A 20,798-nucleotide genomic window follows, 5' to 3' on the forward strand; every position below is an offset into this window, starting at 1 on the left:
ATCGGCGTGTGCGGGGCGGCGTCCGCCTGCGGGAATTGTTAGGTTCCCGGCGTGGCCGACCTTGACCGAGGTATCTACGAGCACTTGATCACCGAACAGCTCGCCGAGCGACTTCGACAGGTTGCCCCGGCCTTGGTCCAACACGACAAGATCGAATTGGCCGATGCGCCCGACGTGCTCTCTCGGCACATCGCAGGCTTGGCCCGGCGGGCGCTGCTCGCCGTCGGCGGTGGCGACGACAAGCTAGCTCGCCAGGTTGAGTTGGCCAACCGGATCGCCGAGAACATCGGCCGGGCCGAGCCGCGCGCGGTCGACAGCGCCGACCAGATCACGGACGCCCAGCGCTTGCTGCACGCCATCGCCGCCCCGCCAACCCCGCCGGCCGCACCCACCTTTCCGGCACGCCCCACCACACCACTAACGTCCGGCGCGCTGCTCGTCAACGGTCGTCACCAGCCGCGCATCGGCCACGAGGTCACCCACGAGATGGCCTCCGCCGACCAGGTCGACCTGCTCTGCGCGTTCATCAAGTGGCATGGCCTGCGCATCATCGAGCCGGCCATCCGCGACCTCATCGACCGAGGTGGCCGCCTCCGGGTCATCACGACGACCTACCTCGGCGCGACAGACCAGCGCGCCCTCGACCGGCTCGCCGAACTCGGCGCTGACATCAAGATCTCCTACGAGACCAGGACCACCCGGCTGCACGCCAAAGCGTGGCTGTTCCGCCGCAACAACGGCATGACCACCGCGTACGTCGGGTCGTCGAACCTGTCGAAGGCGGCGCTTGTCGACGGGTTGGAGTGGAACGTCAGGATCTCCAACGTCGAGCAGCCGTACGTCATCGACACGTTCACCGCCACGTTCGAGGACTACTGGCACGATCCGGCGTTCGAGGACTACGAGCCGGGCCGGGACGCCGAGCGGCTCCGCACCGCGCTGCACGGGGAGCGACGCGACGAAGCACCGACGCAGATCGCCAACCTGGATGTGCGGCCGTACCCGTACCAGGCCGAGGTCCTGGCCGACCTCGACGCCGAGCGAAAGGTCCACGGCCGCTGGCGGAACCTGGTGGTGATGGCCACCGGTACGGGCAAGACGGTGGTGGCGGCGCTCGACTACCGCCGGCTGCACCGGGAGAAGGCCGTCGACTCACTGCTGTTCGTGGCGCATCAGGAGCAGATCCTGCGGCAGAGCCTGGCGACGTTCCGGCAGGTCATGGGGGACGGTAGCTTCGGCGAGACGCTTGTCGGGGGCCGGGCGCCGCAGCACTGGCGGCACGTCTTCGCCTCCATCCAGTCGCTGCACCGGCGGGAGATCGACCCCGAGGCGTACGACATGGTTATTGTCGACGAGTTCCATCACGCGGAAGCGCCGACGTACGCCCGGCTGCTGGAGCGGCTGACGCCGCGCGTACTCCTGGGATTGACGGCGACGCCCGACCGCAGTGACGGCGGCGACGTGCGGCGGTGGTTCGATGGTCGCGCCGCCGTTGAGCTGCATCTGTGGGAGGCGCTGGAGCGGCAACTGCTCGCACCGTTCCAGTATTTCGGGCTGCACGACGATGTCGACCTGTCGCAGCTTCGGTGGAAGCGCGGGCAGGGGTACGACCCGGCTGAGCTGGACGGCGTCTACACCGGCAACGACGCGCGGGCGCGGATGGTGCTACGGGCAGTACGGGACAGCGTCGACGTCGACCGGATGCGGGCGCTCGGGTTCTGCGTGAGCATCGGGCACGCCGAGTTCATGGCTGACTGGTTCAGCAGGCACGGCGTGCCGTCGGCGGCGATCACGTCCCGCGTCGACGCCGCCGCGCGGCAGGCGCTGCTCAGGGAGTTCAAGGACGGCACGATCAAGGTGCTGTTCACAGTTGACCTGTTCAACGAGGGTGTCGACCTGCCGATGGTCGACACGATCCTGATGCTGCGGCCGACCGAGAGTGCCACGATCTTCCTTCAGCAGCTCGGCCGTGGGCTGCGTCTGGACGACGACAAGCCGTGCCTGACCGTGCTCGACTTCATCGGCGGGCAGCACGCCAACTTCCGCTTCGACCTTCGGTGGCGCGCTCTGACCGGGGTCAGCCGCCGCGCGATAACCGAGGCGGTACGCGACGACTTCCCGTCCCTGCCGAGCGGCTGCCACATCCAGCTCGACCGGGTGGCCAAGGACATCGTGCTGGCCAACCTGCGCTCAGCGATGCCGACCTCGAAGACCGGGCTGGTGAAGGAGCTGCGGCTGCTCGGGGACGTGAGCCTGGGCGAGTTCCTGCGCGAGGCTGGCGTGGAGATCGAGGACGTCTACCGGTCGGCGAGCATCGGCGGGTGGACCGGGCTGCGGCGGCTCGCCGGGCTGGAAGCCTCACCGGGCGGCGCGGATGACCGCGAGTTGGGTCGGGCCATCGGACGGATGCTGCACCTGGACGACCCGGACCGGCTCGACCTGTTGGCCCGGGTGGCGGCCGGCGAGCGGCCGGCGGCCGGGCGGCTCTGGGACATGCTGCACTTCGACCTGTGGGGGCCGAACGCGCCACTGAGCCAGCGTGAAGAACGGCTGGCGCGGCTCCGGGCCGAGCCGGCACGCTGTGCCGAGCTGCGACAGGTCGCCGAGGTGCTACGCGACCGCATCCACCGGGTGACGGTGCCGGTCGACGGGTTGCCGCTGAACGTGCACGCCCGGTACAGCCGCAACGAGGCATGCGCTGCCTTCGGCATGCCGAACCCGGGGTCGCTGCGGGAAGGGGTGAAGTGGCTGCCAGACGCCAAGGCCGACATCTTCTTCGTCACCCTGGTCAAATCCGAGGAGCACTACTCCCCCACCACGATGTACGCCGACCGGGCCGTCACCGACACGCTGTTCCAGTGGGAGTCGCAGAGCACCACGTCATCGGCGTCAGCGACCGGGCAGCGCTACATCCACCACGCCTCTCGCGGCTCCACAGTGCATCTCTTCGTACGGGAAACCCGGGTGCCGGACCGTGACCTGGGCGCACCGGCCTACCTGTACGCCGGCCCGATGACGTACCAGGAGCACACCGGCGACCGGCCGATGCGAATCATCTGGCGGCTGCACAACCCGCTGCCCGCCGACATGTACGCCGCCGCCCGCGCCATCGCCGCGTAAGCCTGTGTTGCTACGGAACCGGCACGACTTCTCTCACCAACGCCTGCATCCGAATGCGGTCTGCCGTGCTGGTAGACATCTGCTTCAGGCCGGCAGCTTGGGGCGCACCGAAGAAGCGGTGCAGTACCTCAGCGCCCTGACGGCCGGTAACGCTGCCCGGCCAGTTCCCGACCCGCAGCCCGGCCGCATAGGCCGCGTTGATCGGTCGCCACAGATCAACCGCGTCCTTCGCCGCGAATCGTCCCCGATAAGCGAGGGCCTTCAGACAGAGCGCTGAGGCCACGTCCGGCAGCATGACGCGCAGGCCGAGCGGCTCACCGCTGGTGAGCTGGACGTGGACGTCGAGTAACTCGGCAGGTCGATGCAGCGCAAGGACGAGGCCGGGCACCTCGTCGACCACCAGCTCACCGTGTCGTTGGTTGGGCACCAACGCACCCCGGTAGGACGGCGCAAGGATGTCGACCACCAGCGTCAGCGGCCCATGAGAATCTTCAACCTCGCGCATGAAACGGTTGGCTGCCTCCCGAGATGTGTAGCCGCGCTCGACGAGTTCCGCTGGCAGGCGAGGGTCAGCGACGACGGTGGGCAGGGCGGCGAAGTCGGCGTCTGCCGTCTCGCGCAGTGGCACCTGTGCGGAGACGCCGTGCAGTGCGACAAGCAGGGTGACCATGTGACCGCCGACGATCCGGTGGTCGAGTTCGAGCGCGGTGGTGATCTCCGCGAGGTCGGCAAGGGTGAGAAATCCGGCGTCTGCGGCGCGGCTGGTCGAGACGAGCGAGACGGAACGCGGTGCCACTGGGGCTGGTCCGGTCACGCCGCGTGCCTCTGGTCATGGTGGCGTTGACGCAGCATGTTCCACACGCGCTGTGCCGCCTCTTCGTTGTCGGGGCCGGGCGAGCGCCGGACGTCCCAGAGGACCTGGAGCGGATCGACGAGTGGGAGGCCGGGTGCCGCCTTGCCGGGCGGCGGCCACAGGCCGGGATCCCTCGGCACCGTGAGTTCGAGCGTCGCCTCCTCGTCGCCAGCGGGAACGAAGCCCACATCGGCCAGGTTAACGCCATCGCGGACGTAGAGGATCGCGCGCGTCGGGGCACGCCATGGAGCCATTGTGTCCGCCGCGACGTCGCCGGACACGACGACGCCAGCAGCATCTGTTTCCGCGACCAGTTCGACGACCGTCCGGGCCTGCTCGACCGCTGACGCCAGGCCGTACCAGTAGGTGCTGATGCCCCCCGGCCCCGGATAGGTCGACAGCCACCACCGGATCGCCTCATCGAGGTCCCGCACGACCCAGCCGGTAGGCATGCGGCTGACCAGGTCGTAGTCAGCTAACGCGGCCAGCGCCTGGGAGACGCGTGGTTGGGAGACGCCGACCAGGGCGGCCAGTTCCTGCTGGGTTGCGTACGGCTGTTGAATCAGCCGGCGAACCAGGGTGAAGGTGCCCCACGGCACCCGGCCGCGCTTGGCCCATCGCCTTACCGCCTCCGTTGGGGGTCGCAGCGTGACCCGTTCTCCGCCGAGGCGCAGCACACCCGTGACCTGCCGCTCGCCGTCGATCAGCCAGGACCAGCCGGCGGCCTCGACTGCTTCCCGAACTGCGGCCGTCGCCGTCGGCATGATGAACAGGCACGGTCCGGGGTGGCGGTCGATCGTCGTGGCGATGTCGCGCGGGGTCAGCGGAACCGGGGAGGCGATGACGGTCACCGTGACTCGGGCATCGACGTAGCCCAGCTCAGCCCGGTCGGCTCCGCGTGGCACGAGCGTGACCCCCGCTTCAGCCAGAGCGCGCCAGACGGACGACGATATAAGCATTACCCAACCCCCTTGGTTAATACTTATACACCCTGCTCACCTGCGTCTCCACCAAGTTGCAGTGGCGAGTTCGCAAGTATCGGTGCGTGCTAGGTCAGGCTGACGGAGCGGGCGAGTTTCACCGGTCGTCAGCCGCGCCGGCCGTCACCGCGCAGCGCCCGCAGCAGCTCCGCCGCCGACCGCGTGCGCTCGTACCGGACCTCATGCCCTTCCCGCCGGGACACGACGAGCCCGGCCCGGCGCAGCCGCCCCAGGTGGTACGACACGGTGGCCGGGCTGATCCCGTGCCGCGCCGCCAGTTCGGTGGTGGTCAGCGGCGTAGCCAGGTCGGTCAGCAGTGCGGCCCGGCGCGCGCCGAGAATGCCGGTCTCCTCGCCGGCCGGCGCGGGCAGCGACCACACCTGACCTCGCCCCCGCGCCGGGTAGCCGACCATGATCAGGCCGGGTGCGCCCAGGTAAACCGCGGGGCGGGGCAGGAACGCCGACGGGGACAGGATGAGCCCCTGCGCCGCGTCGAGGGACAGCTCGGCGGGCGAGTCGACCGTGACACGACGGCCGTCCCAGGTGAGCCTCGGGTCGAGGGTACGGACGATGTCGGCGAGGCCGGTCCGGGTGGCCAGTGTGGCGCGGTGGCGGATGTCCTCGTCGAGCACCCGGTGCAGGTTCGGCCAAAGCTCGGCCTGGGTGTGTCGCCAGAAGCGGGCGAGCTGATCGACAACCCGGGTGAGCAGCGCCGTCTCGCCACGTCGGGCGAGGACCTCGGCGACCGTGGCCGGCAATGGTGGCCGAGGGTCGCGTCCGGTCGGGCTGCGTTCCAGCAGGGCTGGCGAGGGCGGGCCGATCCGGAACGCCGTCCGCAGCTGTTGGTGGACGTCCTCGGCGGTGGTTGCCGCCACGGCCGCGAGTTCCTCGTCGAGGGTGGGCTGGTAGCTGCCGGGCAGCGGGGACAGAAAATCCGGGATGTACGCGGCGGCCCCGTTGACCAGCGCGAACAGCACGTCGACCGAGCCCGGGTCGAGGGTACGCCGAGTCTGGCTCACCCAGCTGCGGGCGTACGGTGCCCGCTCGGGGTGGGCGAGCACCTCCAGCGCGTTTGTGACCTCCGTCAGCCGCGACAGCGCAAACCGTGACCGGACGAGCCGCTCCGCGTCGACGTGCAGAGTCAACACCCGCCAACATTAGAACCCCCTCGAATCCTTGGCACCCGTCCTTGCCCCGCTGATCTCCTGACAACTACGGGGAAAGAGTCGCCTCCCGCCGCGGCGAGGGGACACCTTCCCCGAAGTTGCGCCCAGCCGGCCCTGCCACAGCGGTCGGCGTGGACTGTGGGAAGGGGATCTCTGTGTCGTACTCCGAAGGATTGGTGAGCCGGCGGACGTTGCTGCTGGGGGCGGCGGCCGTGGGTGGCGGTGTCCTCGCCGCCCGGCCCGCACAGGCGGCAGCCCGGCCCGCACAGGCGGCAGCCCGGCCTGCGCAGGGGAAGGCGAGGTCCGACTGCTCAAAGATCCGCTCGGTGGGCTGTTTCGAGGTGCTCGCGCTACGCGACGCTGCCGGCTCGTTCTTTCTCAGCTACGACGACGCCTTCTCCGGGGCGTCGGGAAATGACTGGGCGGCGGCGCGGCGCATCGACCCGGCCGCGTTCGGGCCGGACCGTACGTGGCACCTGGACTTCCGCTGCTACGCCATCCGCCGGCCCGGCGACCGGTACACGCTTGTGGACACCGGTGTCGGCCCGGAGGGCAGCCCGGCCTCGGCGTGGGCGCCGGTGCCGGGCGCGCTGCCACAGGTGTTGGCCGGCAACGGGATCGACGTGCGGCGGGTGGACACGGTGGTGCTGACGCACCTGCACGAGGACCACGCCGGCTGGGCGGTCACGGCCGAGGGCGTGCCGATGTTCCCCAACGCACGGTACGTGGTGCAACAGCATGAACTCGACGCGCTGGAAGCGGGCGGCAGCGAGATGCTGGGGTACGTGGTGCGGCCGTTGCGCGCGACGGGGCAACTGCACCCGGTGGACGGTGCCGTGGTGCTCAGCGGTGCCCGGGCGGAGGCCGGCCGGCGTACTCCCGCCGGCCGCCGCGGTGACCGCATCCGGGTGGTGCCCACGCCCGGCCACACCCCGGGGCACCAGTCGGTGCTGGTGGAGGGTGGCCGCCACGACCAGGTGGTGGTCACCGGTGACGTGCTCGTCCACGCCGTCCAGGTCGCCGACCCGGACGTCGCCTACCGGTACGAGGCGGACCAGGACCTGGCCCGGCTGACCCGCCGCAGCCTGCTCGACACGGCCCGCCGCGAACGCGCGGTGCTCGCCACCGCGCACCTCAACCGCCCCTTCGTCGAGCTCGACTGAAACCGCCTCCGGCCAGGTCGGCACCACCCGATCAGCCCGGACCGCGTTGCACAGACCCCCGGTCGGCGGCCCGTGGATCTTGGTGAGCCTCCAATGTGGCAGGATGCCAGCGCAGGTGCGCGATCTTCGCGCCGGAGCATCAGGAGGGCGTAATGCGGGGACTGGCACGACGACTGGCCATCTCGATTGTCTCGGCGACGGTGACGGCGGTGACGCTCGCGTCGCCGGCACAGGCCGCGACGAATCCGTTCACCGCGGCACAGGCGTGCAACAACGATTTCGGTGGTTCCTGGGCCCACACCACTGACGGCCACCGGTCGATTTCCGCACCGGATGGCACCAAGGTGGGCGATGTCTACCTGATGTACAACAGCGCCAGCGGGTACAACTGTGTCGTCACCCTCAAGCGGGTGGCGGTGGGCTCGACTACCGGGGTTTCCGCCGGGATCCGGGTACAGGGCGGTTCCTGGGCCTACGACCCGGGCAACTACAAGTACTACGCGGCGATTCAGCGCTCCGCCCGGGACAAGTGCGTCATGTACAACGGCGAGGTCCTGTATTTCACGAGCTGGCAGAGCGCCGGCCGGTACAGCTGGGGTAACTGCGGCTGATCGGGCGCTTGGCGCGAAAGCCTCACCACCTCGATTGATTCCGGTGAAGGGTTGCCTGATCGGGGGCGACGTGCACAGGATACGGGGACGCTCGATCAGCGTGCGTAGATCCACTGGTGCCCGGGCCACTCCGGGCCGGTGGTCTTCCACCTATGAGGAGGTTTCGTGGCACGACGCCGCTTCGCGGGGATAGCAGCCAGCGCCATCGTCCTACCGTTACTCGTCATCGCTCAGCCGACCGCCGCCTCGGCCACCCCGGAGGCCGCGACCGTCAAGCCGGTGCCGGCTCCGGCCACCGGGCTCGCCAGTGATGTCCGGGAGCTGACCCGCAAGGACTTCACCTTCAACGGGAAGCGCCTGGAGGCCCCGACCCAGTACCAGCCGCGTACCCAGGCCCGGTCGACGGCGGCGGCGGCCGAGACGCCGCCGGTCGGCACGGTGCGGCAGTGGCTCGCGCTCGACGACTACCTGGGCGAGATCTACCTGAAGGACTACACGCTGCGCGGCGTGGGCGACAACATCGAGGTGTGGGTCGCCAACGACACGGAGTTCCCGGAGGGTGACTGCCGCCGGCAGATCCCGAACTCCACGGTGGTCACCGACGAGCAGGTCGCGGGCCTGGTCAACGAGTTCGACACCAACATGTACCCGAAGTCGACGGCCGCGTTCAGCACCCCGCCCGAGCGGGACGGCAGCAACGCGCAGATCGGCGGGGACTTCACCGGTGCCGGTAACCGGACGGTCACCCTCGTCGACAACGTACGCGACGACAACTTCTACGACTTCCCGGCCGCCCCCAGCTACATCGCCGGGTTCCACTTCTCGCTCTTCAACGAGCTGCTCGACCGCAACATCATGACTGTCGACGCGTTCGACTGGGCGCACCGCACCGGCGCGAACCCGCCGAACGAGCCGACCGACGACCTGTGCACCAGCCGGCCGGCGCGCCCGCAGCTGTACGAGGGCACGTTCATCCACGAGTGGCAGCACCTGGCGCACTACTACACCGACCCGTTCGAGACGACCTGGCTGAACGAGGGTCTCTCCGACTTCGTGCAGACCCTCGCCGGGTACGTCGACGCCACCGCCCGGGTCGACGAGCCCGGCACCGACAGCCACCTCTACTGCTTCCAGGGCTTCGGCACCGTCCAGACGGACTACAACACGAATCCACGGGACTGTGGTGGTCCGGAGAACTCGATAAACCTGTGGAATGAGGGCAGTACGTCGAGTGGCGTGCTTGCCGACTACGGCAACGTCTACTCGTTCGTGCTGTTCCTGTACGACCGCTACGGCCTGGACTTCATCTCGCGGCTGCACCGCGACGGTGAGCTCCAGGGCTTCGCCAGCCTTGAGGCTGCGCTGAAGGCCGAGGGCGTCAAGGACATGTACAAGGTGATCCACGACTACCAGACGATGAACCTGGTGGACCGGATCGTCGGGAACTCCAAGCGGGGCATCATGCTCGGGGTGGACAAGCGCCGGGTCACCACGGCCAGCCTCGACGCCACCGTGAACCTGGCCAACCCCGCCTCGTACGCGGCCGCCGGCGCAGCACCCAACGGCGCCGACTACGTCACCTTGCAGAAGGCCAACGGTAAGCCGCTGGGCCTGGGCGATCTGCGTTCGATCAAGTTCCATGGCGCGAAGACGTTGCCGCCGGTCCCGCTGGCCTGGCAGGTCGTCAGCGACGACCCGGATCGTAGCGGCAACCCGGTGCTGTGGTCCGGCAACGGCAACAGCCTGGACGTCGCCGCGGTCACTCCGGTGACCGTGCCGGCCGCCGACCCGACGCTTACCTTCCTGGCGAAGTACGGTGCCGAGGCCGGCTACGACTACGGCTACGTCAGCGTCTCCACCGACGGCGGCGAGAGCTACACCGTCATCCCCGGTGAGGAGACCGTCGCCGGTCCGCTCGGCCCGGCGCTGAACGGCACCACCGACGGCTTCCAGCCGCACTCGTTCGACCTGTCCGCGTACGCCGGGCAGGACGTGCTGGTCAGCTTCCGGTACGTCAGCGACGGTGGTGTCAACGAGGGCGGTCTGCTGATCGACGACATCGCGGTCGGCGGCACGCTGGTCAGCGACGGTTCGAGCCTGGAGCCGTTCGACTCGCCGTCGGAGATCAACCCGACGCCGGTGGCGAACTGGAACGTCCGCTTCGTCGGCATCAACGAGAAGCTCAAGCTGGCCTACCAGGTGGAGGTCGACGGCAAGTCCAACTTCACCCTCGGTCTGATCCAGACGGCGCTGCTGTCCGCCTTCCCGAAGGTGGTCGCCATCGTCGCCTACGACGAGCCGACCGAGCAGGTCACGCAGTACGCCCCGTACACCCTGACGGTCAACAACGTGGCGCAGCCCGGCGGCGCTCCGCTGAGCTGACCCTGAGCAGGTAACTCCCGGTGCCGCCCGGCGCGGCACCGGGAGTTCTCTGTTCTGCCGGGCGAAGCTGCCGGATCCGGCGACGCGGCCCGGCGTCGGTCCCTAGCCTGGCCAGCAGAGGCATCGTCGGGGGCAAGCAGCCGGGGGACACCATGACCAACGCGATAGGTGACGCACTTGATGGCGTACGCGAAGTCGAGCTGACGGTGACCGGCCGCAGGACCGGGCGGCAGATCACCCATCCGGTCTGGTTCGTGCAGGAGGACGACAACGTCTTCCTGGTGCCGGTGACCGGCTCGGACAGTCAGTGGTACAAGAACGTCAAGCAGACCCCGATGGTCCAGTTGGCCGTCAACGGCACCGCGTTGAGTTCGAGTGCCACCCCGATCACCGAGGCCGACCGGGTCGACCATGTCGTGACGATGTTCCGCGACAAGTACGGTGCCGACCAGATCGCCTCGCTCTACCCGAAACACGACGTCGCCGTCCAGGTCCCCCTCGGATAGCTGTCGCAACTCCGGGTTACCTTGCCACGATGGAACAGCGACTCAGCCTGATCACGCTCGGCGTCGCCGACCTGGCCCGGTCCCGCGACTTCTACGGGCAGCTCGGCTGGCAGGGCCAAGAGGTCGAGCAGACCGTGTTCTTCCAGGCCGGCGGGCTCGCCGTGGTGCTGTGGGCGCGGCAGTCGCTGGCCGAGGACGCCGGTGTCGAGGACCGGGGCACGGGCGGGTTCGCCGGGGTCGCGCTGGCCCACAACGTACGCGAGCGCGCCGAGGTGGATCAGCTGATGGCCGCAGCCGCCCGGGCCGGGGCCAAGGTCACCCAACCGGCCCGCGACACCTCCTACGGCGGGTACGCCGGCTACTTCACCGACCCGGACGGTCACCTCTGGGAAATCGCCTGGAATCCGGGTTTCCCGATCGCCGCAGACGGCACGATCACCGTCCCCGACTTCGGCGCACCCTGACCCGACCCGGCGTCACGGGTCTTGTCGCCACCTCACGCAGGTCACTACCCGGCGGTCCGGGGGACCAGCTGCGCCGGTGCCCGCCGCCGGGGGCAACCGACGGGGCGCCGGCCGTGTCATGCTCTCTCCGACGACTCGCTGATTCGAGGGGGTCGATGTGGAGCTGCGCAGAGGCCGCGGCCCGTTGGTGCTCGGCCTGTTCTTCTTCGTGACTGGCGTCTTCCTGCTGGGGTGCTTCGAGCTCACCGTACCGGGATGGATCATCGGTCTTCTCGCCCTGCTGATCGGCGGCGGGATCGTCCTCGCCGAACGCCGGCCGTTCAGGTTCCACATCGGGCCGGACGGGCTGGCCGTCCGGGTAGCGGGGCTCAACCGGGCGGTGCCGTGGGCCGAGATCGACGCGATCATCCTCGACCAGGAGGTGCCGACGATCGGCGTGAAACACCCCATCGACTCCCGTCTGCTGCTGGTGCCGGCGGCGGGTTCGACCATCGACGGCCCCTTCGACGGACAGAGCCCGATCGACGGGCGGCCGGCACTGGTCCTGCTCGATCTCGCCGACGTCACGCAGTCGTTGGACGAGGTGGCGGCAGCTTTGACCCGCTTCGCCGGGAGCCGGTTCACCGACGTCCGGCACCACCGTCGCGCACACTTCGAGTCGCTGGACTTCGCAGTCGGGCCGGGAGGTTACGACCCGACCCGGGTGGACGAGTTGATCCGACAGGGGCGGGACGGGCTGCTCATCGACGAGTTGCTGCCGCGCTGGTCGGCCAAGGCGCGCTTCGAGGAGGCCCGGGCGGAGTTGCCCACGAGCACGTCGGGCTACGACCGCACCGCTGTGCACGCGACGCTCGACGAACTGTCGGCCCTGATCGCCCGCTGGCCCGAACAGGACGTCCCGTCCGACCGGAGCAACCGGCCCGACCCGAGCAACCCAACCGGACAGAACGGCCCGAGCGGCAAGAGCAGTCAGAGCGACCCACCTGACCAGAGCGGCCAGAGCGGCCAGAGCGGCCAGAGCACCCTGCCCGGCTGAGCGTCAGGGATCAGCGCTGGTCGGTGCCGGCAGGGTCAGCGCTGGTTGCGGCGGCGTGGCATGCTCTGCACGCCACTCAGCTGATCGAGGTGTCGTCATGGAGCTGCGCAGGAATCGACGTTCGCTGGCACCCGGGGTGCTGCTGCTCGCGTTCGGGCTCTCCCTCCTGCTGGGCTCTCCCGGCATGGGCACATCGATCTTCGCCGGTGCCGCGCTCCTGACGGGTGGTTGGATCACCGCTCGGTCGCTGCGACCGTTCCGGTTCCGGATCGGCCCCGACGGGCTGGACCTGAGGGTCGTCGGGCTCAACCGGTTGGTGTCGTGGGCCGAGATTGACACGATCGTGCTGGGCCGACCCGCAGGGGCAGCGGCTGCGACACCGTCTACCCCGTCGTTGCTGCTGGTCCCGGGCGTCGGGTCGACAATCGACCGTCCGCTCGTCGGTCGGAGCCCGGTCGACGACCGACCCGCCCTGGTGCTGCTCAGCCTCGCCGACGTGCGGGAGTCCGCGGACGAGGTGGCCGCCGAGTTGAACCGGGTCAGCGGTGGTCGCTTCACCGACGCCCGGCAGCACCGAGCCGAGCTCCGGGAGGGCCAGCCGGGAGTTGTCTCCGAGCCGGTCTTCGACACGGTGCTGCGCGGCTATTTCAAGAACATGGTGGACGACCTGGTCCGGCGGGGCCTGGACGCGCTCGCCTCCGGGACGGCGGCGCAGCGTCAGGCGGTCAGGGCGGAGCTGGATCCCACGACGCTCACCGTCGCCCTGCGCGGCTACGACATGGGGCAGGTCGACGCCTACCTGGAACGGCTCTCCACCGCGCTCGCCAACGAGCCGGGAGAGCCGGCACAACCGCACCAGCCCGAGTAGCCGACGCAGCCGGAGCTCCTACCGGACGCGGGCGGGGCGGGCGAGGGTCAGCAGCATCAGAAGCGAGGCGGCTGCGGCGGCGCTGAGCACCACGGCCATCGGGAGCGCGCTGCCTTCTCCACCGAGCCCGACCAGTGGTGCGGCGCTGGCGGCGACCACGGCCTGGATGCCGCCGAGCAGCGCTGCGGCGGTACCGGCGCGGGCGGCGTGCCGGTCCAGGGCGAGGGCGGTCCCGTTGGGCATCACCAGGCCGAGCGAGCCGAGGAAGACGAAGAGCGCGGCGACGACCACTGGCAGGTTGTTCAGCAGCGCCCCGGTGAGCACACCGAGGGCGGCGAGCAGGCCGAGACCGAGGCCGCCGACCAGCAGCGGTCGGGGATCGTAGCGGTCGAGCAGGCGGGCGTTGAGCTGGCCGACGGCGACGAAGGCGAGCGCGTTGGCACCGAAGACCAGGCTGAACGTGCTGGCGGAGAGACCGAAGACGTCCTGGAGGACGAACGAGGAACCGGACAGGTAGGCGAAGAGGCCGGCGAAGGCGAGGCCCTGGGTCAGCGCGTACCCGAGATAGACGCGGTCGGTGAGCAGCGTGCGCCCGGCGGCGGCGGTCGCGGCAAGGCCGCCGGTGCTGCGCCGCGCGGCGGGCAGGGTCTCCGGTAGCCGCAGCGCGACGGCGGTGGCGAGCAGGGCACCGACCAGGGCGAGGGCGACGAAGATGGAGCGCCAGTCGCCGACGTTGAGCACCAGGCTGCCGAGGGCCGGGGCGACCATCGGCGCGATGCCGAAGATCAGGACGAGGCGGGAGAAGTACTTCGCGGCGGCCCGGCCGGAGTACAGGTCACGGACGACGGCGCGGGCGACGACGGTGCCCATGCCACCGGCGAAGCCCTGTGCGAAGCGGGCCACCGCGAGCGTCTCCGCCGACGGTGCGAGGGCGCAGACCAGCGACAACAGGGTGTACGCGGCGACGCCAACCAGCACCGGACGGCGTCGCCCCCAGCGGTCGCTGAGCGGACCGGTGACGAGTTGGCCCAGGGCCATGCCGATCAGGCAGGTGGTCAGGGAGAGTTGGATCTGTGCCTGGCTGGCGGCCAGGTCGCGGGTCATCCCGGGAAACGCCGGCAGGTAGGTGTCCAGCGACAGCGGACCGATCGCGGTGAGCGAGCCGAGCAGCACCAGCAGCCCGAGGGCGGCGCGGCCGGTGGGTGGGGTGATGCGCTCCGGCGGGCGTACGGGCACGTCGGTCTGCGGCATCGATTCCCCTCGGCAGTCGGCGCCACCACGGCGTGGCCGGCTGCCGGGGGCGTTCGGCTACGGTAGCTCTGCCTACAGAGGTGTTGCAGCGTGAAGGGGCGGCACTGTGACCGACGAGACGCTCGACCAGCTCGGCGCGGCCCTCAGTGACCTGCACCGGGTACTCCGCCGTCGGGCCATCCAGCGGACCGGACGTGCCGCCCTGCCGGACGCGCAGGTCGAGGTGCTGCGGCTGGTGCAGCGTCAGCCCGGCATCAGCGTCCGGGAGGCCGCCGAGCGTCTGGGTACCGCCGCGAACACGGTGAGCACCCTGGTCGGCGAACTGACCACCGCCGGCCTGCTGCGCCGGGACCGGGATCCGACCGACCGGCGAAGCGTCCGGTTGGCGTTGACCGAGGTGGCGTACGAGCGCATCGCCGCCTACGGGCAGTACCGCCGCAAGCTGCTCGCCGCCGCACTGGCCGACCTGGACGCGACCGACCGGCAGCGGCTGGCCGCCGCCGTGCCCGCCCTGTCCCGCCTGGCCGACCAGGCCGCGGAGCTGCCCTGACCGCAGTCCCCGGACGCCCAGCGGGGTCAGCCGCAAGCCCGGTCAGCGCCTCGCTCTGATCACCTCGTACAGGGCGGTCCAGTCCTGGTCGCCGTGTCCGGCGGCGACCGCCCGCTGGTAGTGCGACCTGACCGCCTTCGGCAACTCGACGTCGACGCCGACTGTCTCACTGGTCCGCAGGATGTGCTCGGCCGTGGCACCCATCATCCGCGCCGTGCTCAGATCGCCCGGGTGCTCGCCGGCCTCCAGTGCGCGCGCCAGTTCCAACCCGTCGCCGATCATCGCCGGGATGTCGGTGAGCGTGGTCAGCGCGCCGGGCAGGAACTCGGCCGCTGGTACGCCCGCCGCGGTGACGAGCGCGGTGGCGTGCAGCAGGCTCGACAGGCAGGTGAGGAAGACGTCGAGGTGTGCCTGGTAGAACAGTTGCGCCAACCCCGGATCGGCGTCCAGGTACCTCGGCTCGCCGAGGATCCGCAGCACCGGTTCGCTGCGGTCGTACGCCTCGCGGGCTCCGCTGTAGAAGACGTACGCCTCACTGGCGCCGATCATGGGGGCGGGCACCATCACCCCGCCGGTCACGAACCGTGCGCCGTTGCTCGCGGCCCACGTCGCCGCCTGTCGCGAGGCGTCGGGGGTGTCGGAGCTGAGGTTGACCAGGGTGCGGTCGGCCAGGGCCCCGGGCTCGCCGGCCGCCGGGCCGAGGATGTCGTACATCGCCGGGTAGTCGGTGAGGCTGAGGATTGTCAGTTCGCTGGCGGCCACGGCGGCGGCGGGCGACGGCGCGAGAGTGGCTCCCCCGGCGACCAGGGCGTCGGCCCGGCTCGGGGTGCGGTTCCACAGCGTGACCGGGTGTCCGGCGCGCATCAGGGCCACAGCCATCGCCTGCCCCATCGGCCCGAGACCGATGACAGTGACCGGCCGGAGATCGTTGTTCATCGGACACTCCTCAGTTCCTCGAACATGCGGGCGGTGCCGTGCTCCCCGAACCCGGCGGCGAGCTGCCGACGGACCATGTCGTGCAGCGGCTTGAGCACCTCATCGGTGACGCCCTGCCCGGTGCTGGCCTGCATCACCGTGCTGAGGGCCGTCTCGGTGAACCGCAGGCTCTGCTGGCCCGGCCCGAGGTAGTCCTGCTCGTCGATGGTCGCAGCGAAGCCGGCCAGTTGCTCGGTCATCGCGGCGAGGAACGACGCCTGCCGCCGGACGAACTCGCCGGCCGGCACTCCTTCGGAGCCGACCATGGCCGCGCCGTGCAGGAAGCCGGCGAACATCGCGTACATGCCGGCGAGCATCGCCGTGTCGTAGAGCGCCGCCATGCCCGCGTCCGGCCCGAGGTAGCTGCTCTCGCCCCACAGGTCGAGCAGTTGTCGGTGCTGCGCGAAGCCCTCCCCCGATCCGCTGTAGAAGATCGCCGACTCGGGGCCGCCGATTGTCTCCGGGACGGCCATGATCGCGCCATCGAGGAGGTCGATGCCCCGCTCACCGGCCCAGCGGGCGAGGTCACGGGACTGGTTCGGCGTCGTGGTGGTCAGGTTGATCACCGTACGACCGGACAGGCCGGTCGCCACGGGTTCGAGCACCTCGCGTACGGAGGCGGCGTCGAAGAGGCAGACGACGACCGTGCGCGTACCGACGATCGCCTGCTCGACGCTGTCGGCGATGACGGCGCCCCGCTCGCCGAGGCTCTGCGCCCGGTGACCTGTGCGGTTCCAACAGACGATCCGGTGGCCGGCGTCCGACGCCGTTCTCGCGAGCGCGCTGCCCATCGCGCCCAGTCCCAGGAAGGTGGTGCTGACTGTCATTCGGTGGTCCCCTGCTCTGTCCGGTGATCTGACGGGCGCGCCGATCACCATGGTTGGCGACCACAATCGAGCGGGCAAGTACCCACTATATTGTTCAATACTTACCTCAAGGTAAGTGATGAAGATCGGCTACCGAGGAGGCGGATCCATGGCATCGGGCGACAGGTGCGGCCCGTACATCTGCGGGATCGACGCCGCGATGGACGTGGTGTCAGGGAAGTGGAAGTCGCTGATCCTGTGGGAGCTGGACAACCACGGCACCCGCCGGTTCGGTGAGCTGAGGCGGGGCCTGCCTGGGGTGAGCGAGAAGATGCTCATCCAGCATCTGCGGGAGCTGGAACAGGACGGTCTGGTCCACCGCGAGGTCTACCGGGAGGTCCCGCCCAAAGTGGAGTACTCCCTGACCGAGCACGGCCGGTCACTCAACGAGGCGCTCGGGCCCCTGGGCGAGTGGGGGCAGCGCCGGGTCGAGCGGCTGGCCGCCGAGGCCCCCACCGCCTCCGCCTGACCGTGCCCCCGTCACCCGCCGGCCAGATCCGCACACCACCCAGCACCTTGCGCCCTCACCCCCGCCACCACCTAGCAACTTCGGGGATAGTGCGGCCTCACCCCCGCCACCACCCAGCAACTTCGGGGATAGTGCGGCCTCACCTGGCGCTTTTCGAGGTTGCGGGCGAGCAGGTGGTGGGGTGGTCAGGTCGTGACGGTGCGGCGGACGCCGCCGTGCAGGCCGCAGGCCCGGGGGCTGCCGCCGGCCAGGCTGACCTTGCCGTTCTCGCACTGCACCAGGTAGCCGCGGCCCTCCCAGAAGCCGGGCACGCAGTCGAAGTGCTCGCACACCTCGCGGGCGGGTTCGCGGACCCGTTTCCCGCCGCAGAAGTCGTACCCCATCGGGTTCTTGGGAGCGCCGCAGCGCCGCTCGGGCTTCGGGCTGGCCTTGGCCGAGCCGGTGGCGCGCGGTGTCGGCGCGGAGCCGGTGGCGGGCAGTGCCGGCGCTGAGCCGGTGGCGCGCGATCCGGTCGAGGAGCTGGTCGTTGCCGGCGCCCCGGTCGCGGCCACCGCGGTTTCGGTGCTGGTCGGGTCGGACGGGCCGGAGTTGGCCAGGGCCACCGGCACCATCACGGCCAGCGCGGCGGCGACCACGGCGGTCCGCCGGCCGCCGGGGATCAGAGTCAACAGTCGGGCCTGGCCAGGGGTGGCGATGCCCGGGCGGGACGGGCGCAGCCGGGCGTGCTCGTCGATCAACTCGTCGAGCTGGTCGATGACCGCCTGACGCTGCTCGATGGCGTCGGCGAAGGCCAGGGTCAGTACGAACCGGAACTCGGCCGCCACGTCCGGGCGCAGCAGCACCCCCGAGGTCCGCCGCCGGTCCAGCACCTGGATCAGGGTGACCGACGCGTGCGGGTCGTGCGACAGACCGGTCATCCTGCCGTACGCCCAGTCGCGTCGGCCCCGCCCGCCGAGCAGCACCAGTCGGCGGTTGGTGATCACCGCCATGCCGGCGTCGGTGACCCGCACCCCGTCGGGCAGGCGTCGCCGCAGCCGGCCGGTCTGCGCGCCGACGGTCAGGTCAGGGGCGGGCAGTACTGCGTTGTGCCGCAGCTCCACCAGTTGGGCCGCCGGCACCACCCGGAGTACCACCTCGTCGGGGGCCAGTTCCAGCGGGAGGCCGTCGCCGGCCGTGGTCGAGCCCTGGCACTGCTCGGCGAGCGTACGCAGCCGACGCAGGTCGTCGTCGCGTCGCCGCCAGGTCCCTTCGGCGCTGCGGAACAGCCGCAGCCGGCGCTCGTTCTGCCGGCGCGCCCACCGGTACCGCCATGTCGAACCCGTCGAATCAGTCCTCGCCACGCCGAACTCCCTCGCCGCGCATGCCACCAACCGCAGGCCACCAAATGGGGTGTCACAGTGTTAACGGTTGCGAGCACCGGCATGGACACGGCCAGAAGTGGTCGAATTACCCGATCGGTGGAGCAATACGGACGAGATGGCGGTTTACCCTGCGCCATTCGCCTTTCCCCTCAGGCGGGCTGTGACGATACCGGCCACCGGTACGCCAATCACTCGTACGGGTTTTACGAGGGCTGTCGTCCAGTGGCGTGGCCCGTGATGGCGAATCTGGTGGCGAGGTGCTGGCGATACCGGAACTGGCGGTCGTGGCGGTGGATTCCTGCCGGCGGTGGCGGTGACGAGCGGCACCGGCGGCGGTAGCGAATCCGATCTCACCGCGCTGGTACGGGCCGCGCAGGATGGCGACGAAGATGCGTTCCGCCTGCTGTACCGGCAGGTGCAGCCCGGTCTGTTGCGCTATCTGCGGGGCCTGGTGGGCGGCGATGCCGAGGACGTGGCCTCGGAGGCGTGGTTGCAGATCACCCGCGACCTGCGGCGATTCCGCGAGGAAGGGGCTGGGTTCCGGGCCTGGACCGCCGGGATAGCCCGGCACCGGGCGCTGGATCACCTACGCCGCCAGGGACGGCGACCGTCGACGGCCTTGCCTGCCGACGCACTGGTCGACCTGCCCGCCGATCAGGACACCGCCGATCAGGCCGTTCAAGCCGCCGCGACCCGCGCCGCCATTGAGTTGATCGCCACGCTGCCAAGTGACCAGGCCGAGGCGATCCTGCTACGGGTGGTGGTCGGACTCGACGCCCGGGCCGCCGCCCAGGTGCTCGGCAAGCGTCCTGGCGCGGTGCGTACTGCCGCCTGGCGGGGATTACGCCGGCTGGCCGCGCGTCTCGACCCGCAGACCGCCCAGGACCGGGCTATCGCACCTGAACAGGGCCTACGCCCACCCACCCCCACGATGCGTCGACTCGCGGCGGGTGAGTGACGCAAATGATCCGGGACGACGCCAGGGAAGACGAGATGAGCAAACCGTCACCTCGACGAATGGACAGGGAGACCGCAGAGCGGCTGCTGGACGCCGATCCGGTCGCCCTGAGCCAAGCCGGTCCGCTCGCCGCGCCACTACGCGCGGCACGCGGGCCGGCACGACACGACGAGATGGCTGGAGAGCATCTGGCGGTGGCCGCATTCCGGGCTGCCGCCGATCTCGCCCCCGAACCTCGACCACGGAGAGAGTCAATGCTCAAGATCACGCTGGGGAAACTGCTCACCGTCAAGGCCGCAGCCGTCGTCGCCGCCACCGGGCTCGGTGGCGTAGCGCTGGCCGCCGGTACCGGTACGCTGCCCAACCCGCTGGTGGGCCCGACCACGCGCCCGGCTACCCACGCCCCGGCAGCACCGACAGCCACCCCGTCGCACCCGGCCGGGCCAGCTGACCGGGCCGGCGCGAACGACGGGCCGTCACCCTCGCTGGTCGGTCTGTGCCGGGCCTATGCGGCCGGCGCCGCCACGAACCCGGGCAAGGCGGCGGAGAACCCGGCTTTCGCCGAACTTGTCGAGGCGGCCGGCGGCGCCGGACAGGTCGACGAATACTGCGCGGACGCCGTATCGGAGGAACGTGCCCGCCCCACGGGCGCGCCGAGCGGTGCCGGACGGCCGACCACCCGGCCCACCCCCGACACGCGCGGTGGCACACCGACGAGCCGGCCTGACACGCCTGCCACCAAGCGGCCCGGTGGCGCCCCGACCGTGACCGTCCCCGGTGCGCCTACCGGGAGCGTTCCGGCCGCGACGCCCCGCACCCCCGGCCGCTGACCGCGGGGCCGGGCGGGTTCTCCCCGACCCGCTCGGCCCCGCGCCCGCTTCGACAGACGATCAGGGTGACTCGACCGTGCTGATCAGGAACTTCTGGACTTCGGCCTCGACGATTGCCACCTGCTGCTCCGGTTCGGGGCCGGCGCCGCGGAAGTCCAGCAGCTGCTCCTCGGACTCCCACCGCTCGTAGACGTTGATCCGCCCCGGCTCGATCAGGTCCGGACTGATGGAGAAGTCGAGACAACCGGGTGCCTCGCGGGCCTGACGGACGATCTCGGCGCAGGTGGCCAGGTAGTCGTCCCGCCCGGCGGGGTCGACCTGTAACGCGCCGGCGACTATCAGCAAGACAACCTCCGAAGATCGGGAGAGCGGACGCCAGTCATACTCTC

General features: G+C 70.4%; 20 protein-coding genes. 12 read left to right on the forward strand and 8 right to left on the reverse strand.

Annotation, left to right across the window (positions count from 1 at the left end; all coding sequences use genetic code 11):
• The first annotated feature begins 51 nt into the window (after nt 1-51).
• Nucleotides 52-3,120 carry a DUF3427 domain-containing protein gene (locus tag KBX50_RS22490; RefSeq protein WP_210939525.1) on the forward strand — a complete coding sequence of 1,023 codons (3,069 nt, stop codon included), beginning with the start codon at nt 52-54 and terminating at the stop codon, nt 3,118-3,120.
• A gap of 10 nt (nt 3,121-3,130) precedes the next feature.
• On the opposite strand, the gene KBX50_RS22495 is transcribed toward KBX50_RS22490, so the two are convergent.
• From KBX50_RS22495 to KBX50_RS22505, 3 genes are all read right to left on the reverse strand, one after another.
• A complete protein-coding gene (locus KBX50_RS22495; RefSeq protein ID WP_210939526.1) occupies nt 3,131-3,934 on the reverse strand; it encodes a hypothetical protein in 804 nt (267 codons plus the stop codon).
• Entirely contained in the window at nt 3,931-4,878 is a 948-nt protein-coding gene (locus KBX50_RS22500; protein WP_210939527.1) for a winged helix-turn-helix domain-containing protein, read from the reverse strand. The genes KBX50_RS22495 and KBX50_RS22500 overlap by 4 nt, the downstream gene beginning before the upstream one ends.
• A 182-nt stretch (nt 4,879-5,060) precedes the next feature.
• Nucleotides 5,061-6,101 (reverse strand): helix-turn-helix domain-containing protein, encoded by a 1,041-nt coding sequence (locus KBX50_RS22505; RefSeq protein WP_210939529.1) that lies wholly within the window; start codon nt 6,099-6,101, stop codon nt 5,061-5,063.
• A gap of 194 nt (nt 6,102-6,295) precedes the next feature.
• On the opposite strand from KBX50_RS22505, the gene KBX50_RS22510 reads away from it, so the two are divergent.
• From KBX50_RS22510 to KBX50_RS22540, 7 genes are all read left to right on the forward strand, one after another.
• Entirely contained in the window at nt 6,296-7,282 is a 987-nt protein-coding gene (locus KBX50_RS22510; protein WP_307871041.1) for an MBL fold metallo-hydrolase, read from the forward strand.
• Nucleotides 7,283-7,434: 152 nt separating this feature from the next.
• Nucleotides 7,435-7,893, forward strand: a complete 459-nt coding sequence (locus KBX50_RS22515; RefSeq protein WP_210939530.1) for a hypothetical protein — start codon at nt 7,435-7,437, stop codon at nt 7,891-7,893.
• A gap of 165 nt (nt 7,894-8,058) precedes the next feature.
• Nucleotides 8,059-10,275: a choice-of-anchor J domain-containing protein gene (locus tag KBX50_RS22520; protein WP_307871042.1), complete on the forward strand. Its 2,217-nt coding sequence runs from the start codon at nt 8,059-8,061 to the stop codon at nt 10,273-10,275.
• Nucleotides 10,276-10,427: 152 nt separating this feature from the next.
• On the forward strand, nt 10,428-10,781 hold the full coding sequence (locus tag KBX50_RS22525; RefSeq protein WP_210939531.1) for a nitroreductase/quinone reductase family protein: 354 nt from the start codon (nt 10,428-10,430) through the stop codon (nt 10,779-10,781).
• A 29-nt stretch (nt 10,782-10,810) separates the two neighbouring features.
• Nucleotides 10,811-11,245: a VOC family protein gene (locus tag KBX50_RS22530; protein WP_210939532.1), complete on the forward strand. Its 435-nt coding sequence runs from the start codon at nt 10,811-10,813 to the stop codon at nt 11,243-11,245.
• 157 nt (nt 11,246-11,402) lie between these two features.
• Nucleotides 11,403-12,281, forward strand: a complete 879-nt coding sequence (locus KBX50_RS22535) for a hypothetical protein (RefSeq protein ID WP_210939533.1) — start codon at nt 11,403-11,405, stop codon at nt 12,279-12,281.
• Between the two features lie 97 nt (nt 12,282-12,378).
• Nucleotides 12,379-13,149 (forward strand): DivIVA domain-containing protein, encoded by a 771-nt coding sequence (locus tag KBX50_RS22540; RefSeq protein WP_210939534.1) that lies wholly within the window; start codon nt 12,379-12,381, stop codon nt 13,147-13,149.
• Nucleotides 13,150-13,167: 18 nt separating this feature from the next.
• Here KBX50_RS22540 and KBX50_RS22545 read toward each other — a convergent pair whose 3' ends face one another.
• Nucleotides 13,168-14,400, reverse strand: a complete 1,233-nt coding sequence (locus tag KBX50_RS22545) for a multidrug effflux MFS transporter (protein ID WP_210939535.1) — start codon at nt 14,398-14,400, stop codon at nt 13,168-13,170.
• A 106-nt stretch (nt 14,401-14,506) separates the two neighbouring features.
• Between KBX50_RS22545 and KBX50_RS22550 the strand changes: the two genes are divergently transcribed.
• Entirely contained in the window at nt 14,507-14,950 is a 444-nt protein-coding gene (locus KBX50_RS22550; RefSeq protein ID WP_210939536.1) for a winged helix-turn-helix domain-containing protein, read from the forward strand.
• Between the two features lie 42 nt (nt 14,951-14,992).
• Here the strand turns inward: KBX50_RS22550 and KBX50_RS22555 are convergent, their stop codons facing one another.
• Together KBX50_RS22555 and KBX50_RS22560 are read right to left on the reverse strand one after the other, a co-directional pair.
• Complete coding sequence (locus KBX50_RS22555; protein WP_210939538.1) at nt 14,993-15,886, reverse strand: NAD(P)-dependent oxidoreductase; 894 nt, start codon at nt 15,884-15,886, stop codon at nt 14,993-14,995.
• On the reverse strand, nt 15,883-16,752 hold the full coding sequence (locus KBX50_RS22560) for an NAD(P)-dependent oxidoreductase (protein ID WP_210939540.1): 870 nt from the start codon (nt 16,750-16,752) through the stop codon (nt 15,883-15,885). Before KBX50_RS22560 ends, KBX50_RS22555 begins: the two co-directional genes overlap by 4 nt.
• Before the next feature lie 148 nt (nt 16,753-16,900).
• On the opposite strand from KBX50_RS22560, the gene KBX50_RS22565 reads away from it, so the two are divergent.
• Nucleotides 16,901-17,260 carry a helix-turn-helix domain-containing protein gene (locus KBX50_RS22565; RefSeq protein ID WP_210939542.1) on the forward strand — a complete coding sequence of 120 codons (360 nt, stop codon included), beginning with the start codon at nt 16,901-16,903 and terminating at the stop codon, nt 17,258-17,260.
• Nucleotides 17,261-17,445: 185 nt separating this feature from the next.
• Here the strand turns inward: KBX50_RS22565 and KBX50_RS22570 are convergent, their stop codons facing one another.
• Entirely contained in the window at nt 17,446-18,600 is a 1,155-nt protein-coding gene (locus tag KBX50_RS22570; RefSeq protein ID WP_210939544.1) for a hypothetical protein, read from the reverse strand.
• Nucleotides 18,601-18,928: 328 nt separating this feature from the next.
• Here KBX50_RS22570 and KBX50_RS22575 point away from each other — a divergent pair, with 328 nt between their 5' ends.
• Nucleotides 18,929-19,579 carry an RNA polymerase sigma factor gene (locus KBX50_RS22575; RefSeq protein ID WP_374224702.1) on the forward strand — a complete coding sequence of 217 codons (651 nt, stop codon included), beginning with the start codon at nt 18,929-18,931 and terminating at the stop codon, nt 19,577-19,579.
• A 59-nt stretch (nt 19,580-19,638) separates the two neighbouring features.
• Nucleotides 19,639-20,409, forward strand: a complete 771-nt coding sequence (locus KBX50_RS22580; RefSeq protein ID WP_210939546.1) for a hypothetical protein — start codon at nt 19,639-19,641, stop codon at nt 20,407-20,409.
• Between the two features lie 60 nt (nt 20,410-20,469).
• On the opposite strand, the gene KBX50_RS22585 is transcribed toward KBX50_RS22580, so the two are convergent.
• On the reverse strand, nt 20,470-20,754 hold the full coding sequence (locus KBX50_RS22585; RefSeq protein ID WP_210939548.1) for a putative quinol monooxygenase: 285 nt from the start codon (nt 20,752-20,754) through the stop codon (nt 20,470-20,472).
• Between the last annotated feature and the right edge of the window lie 44 nt (nt 20,755-20,798).

The organism is Micromonospora sp. C51 (assembly GCF_018070435.1).
Classification (GTDB): domain Bacteria; phylum Actinomycetota; class Actinomycetes; order Mycobacteriales; family Micromonosporaceae; genus Micromonospora; species Micromonospora sediminimaris.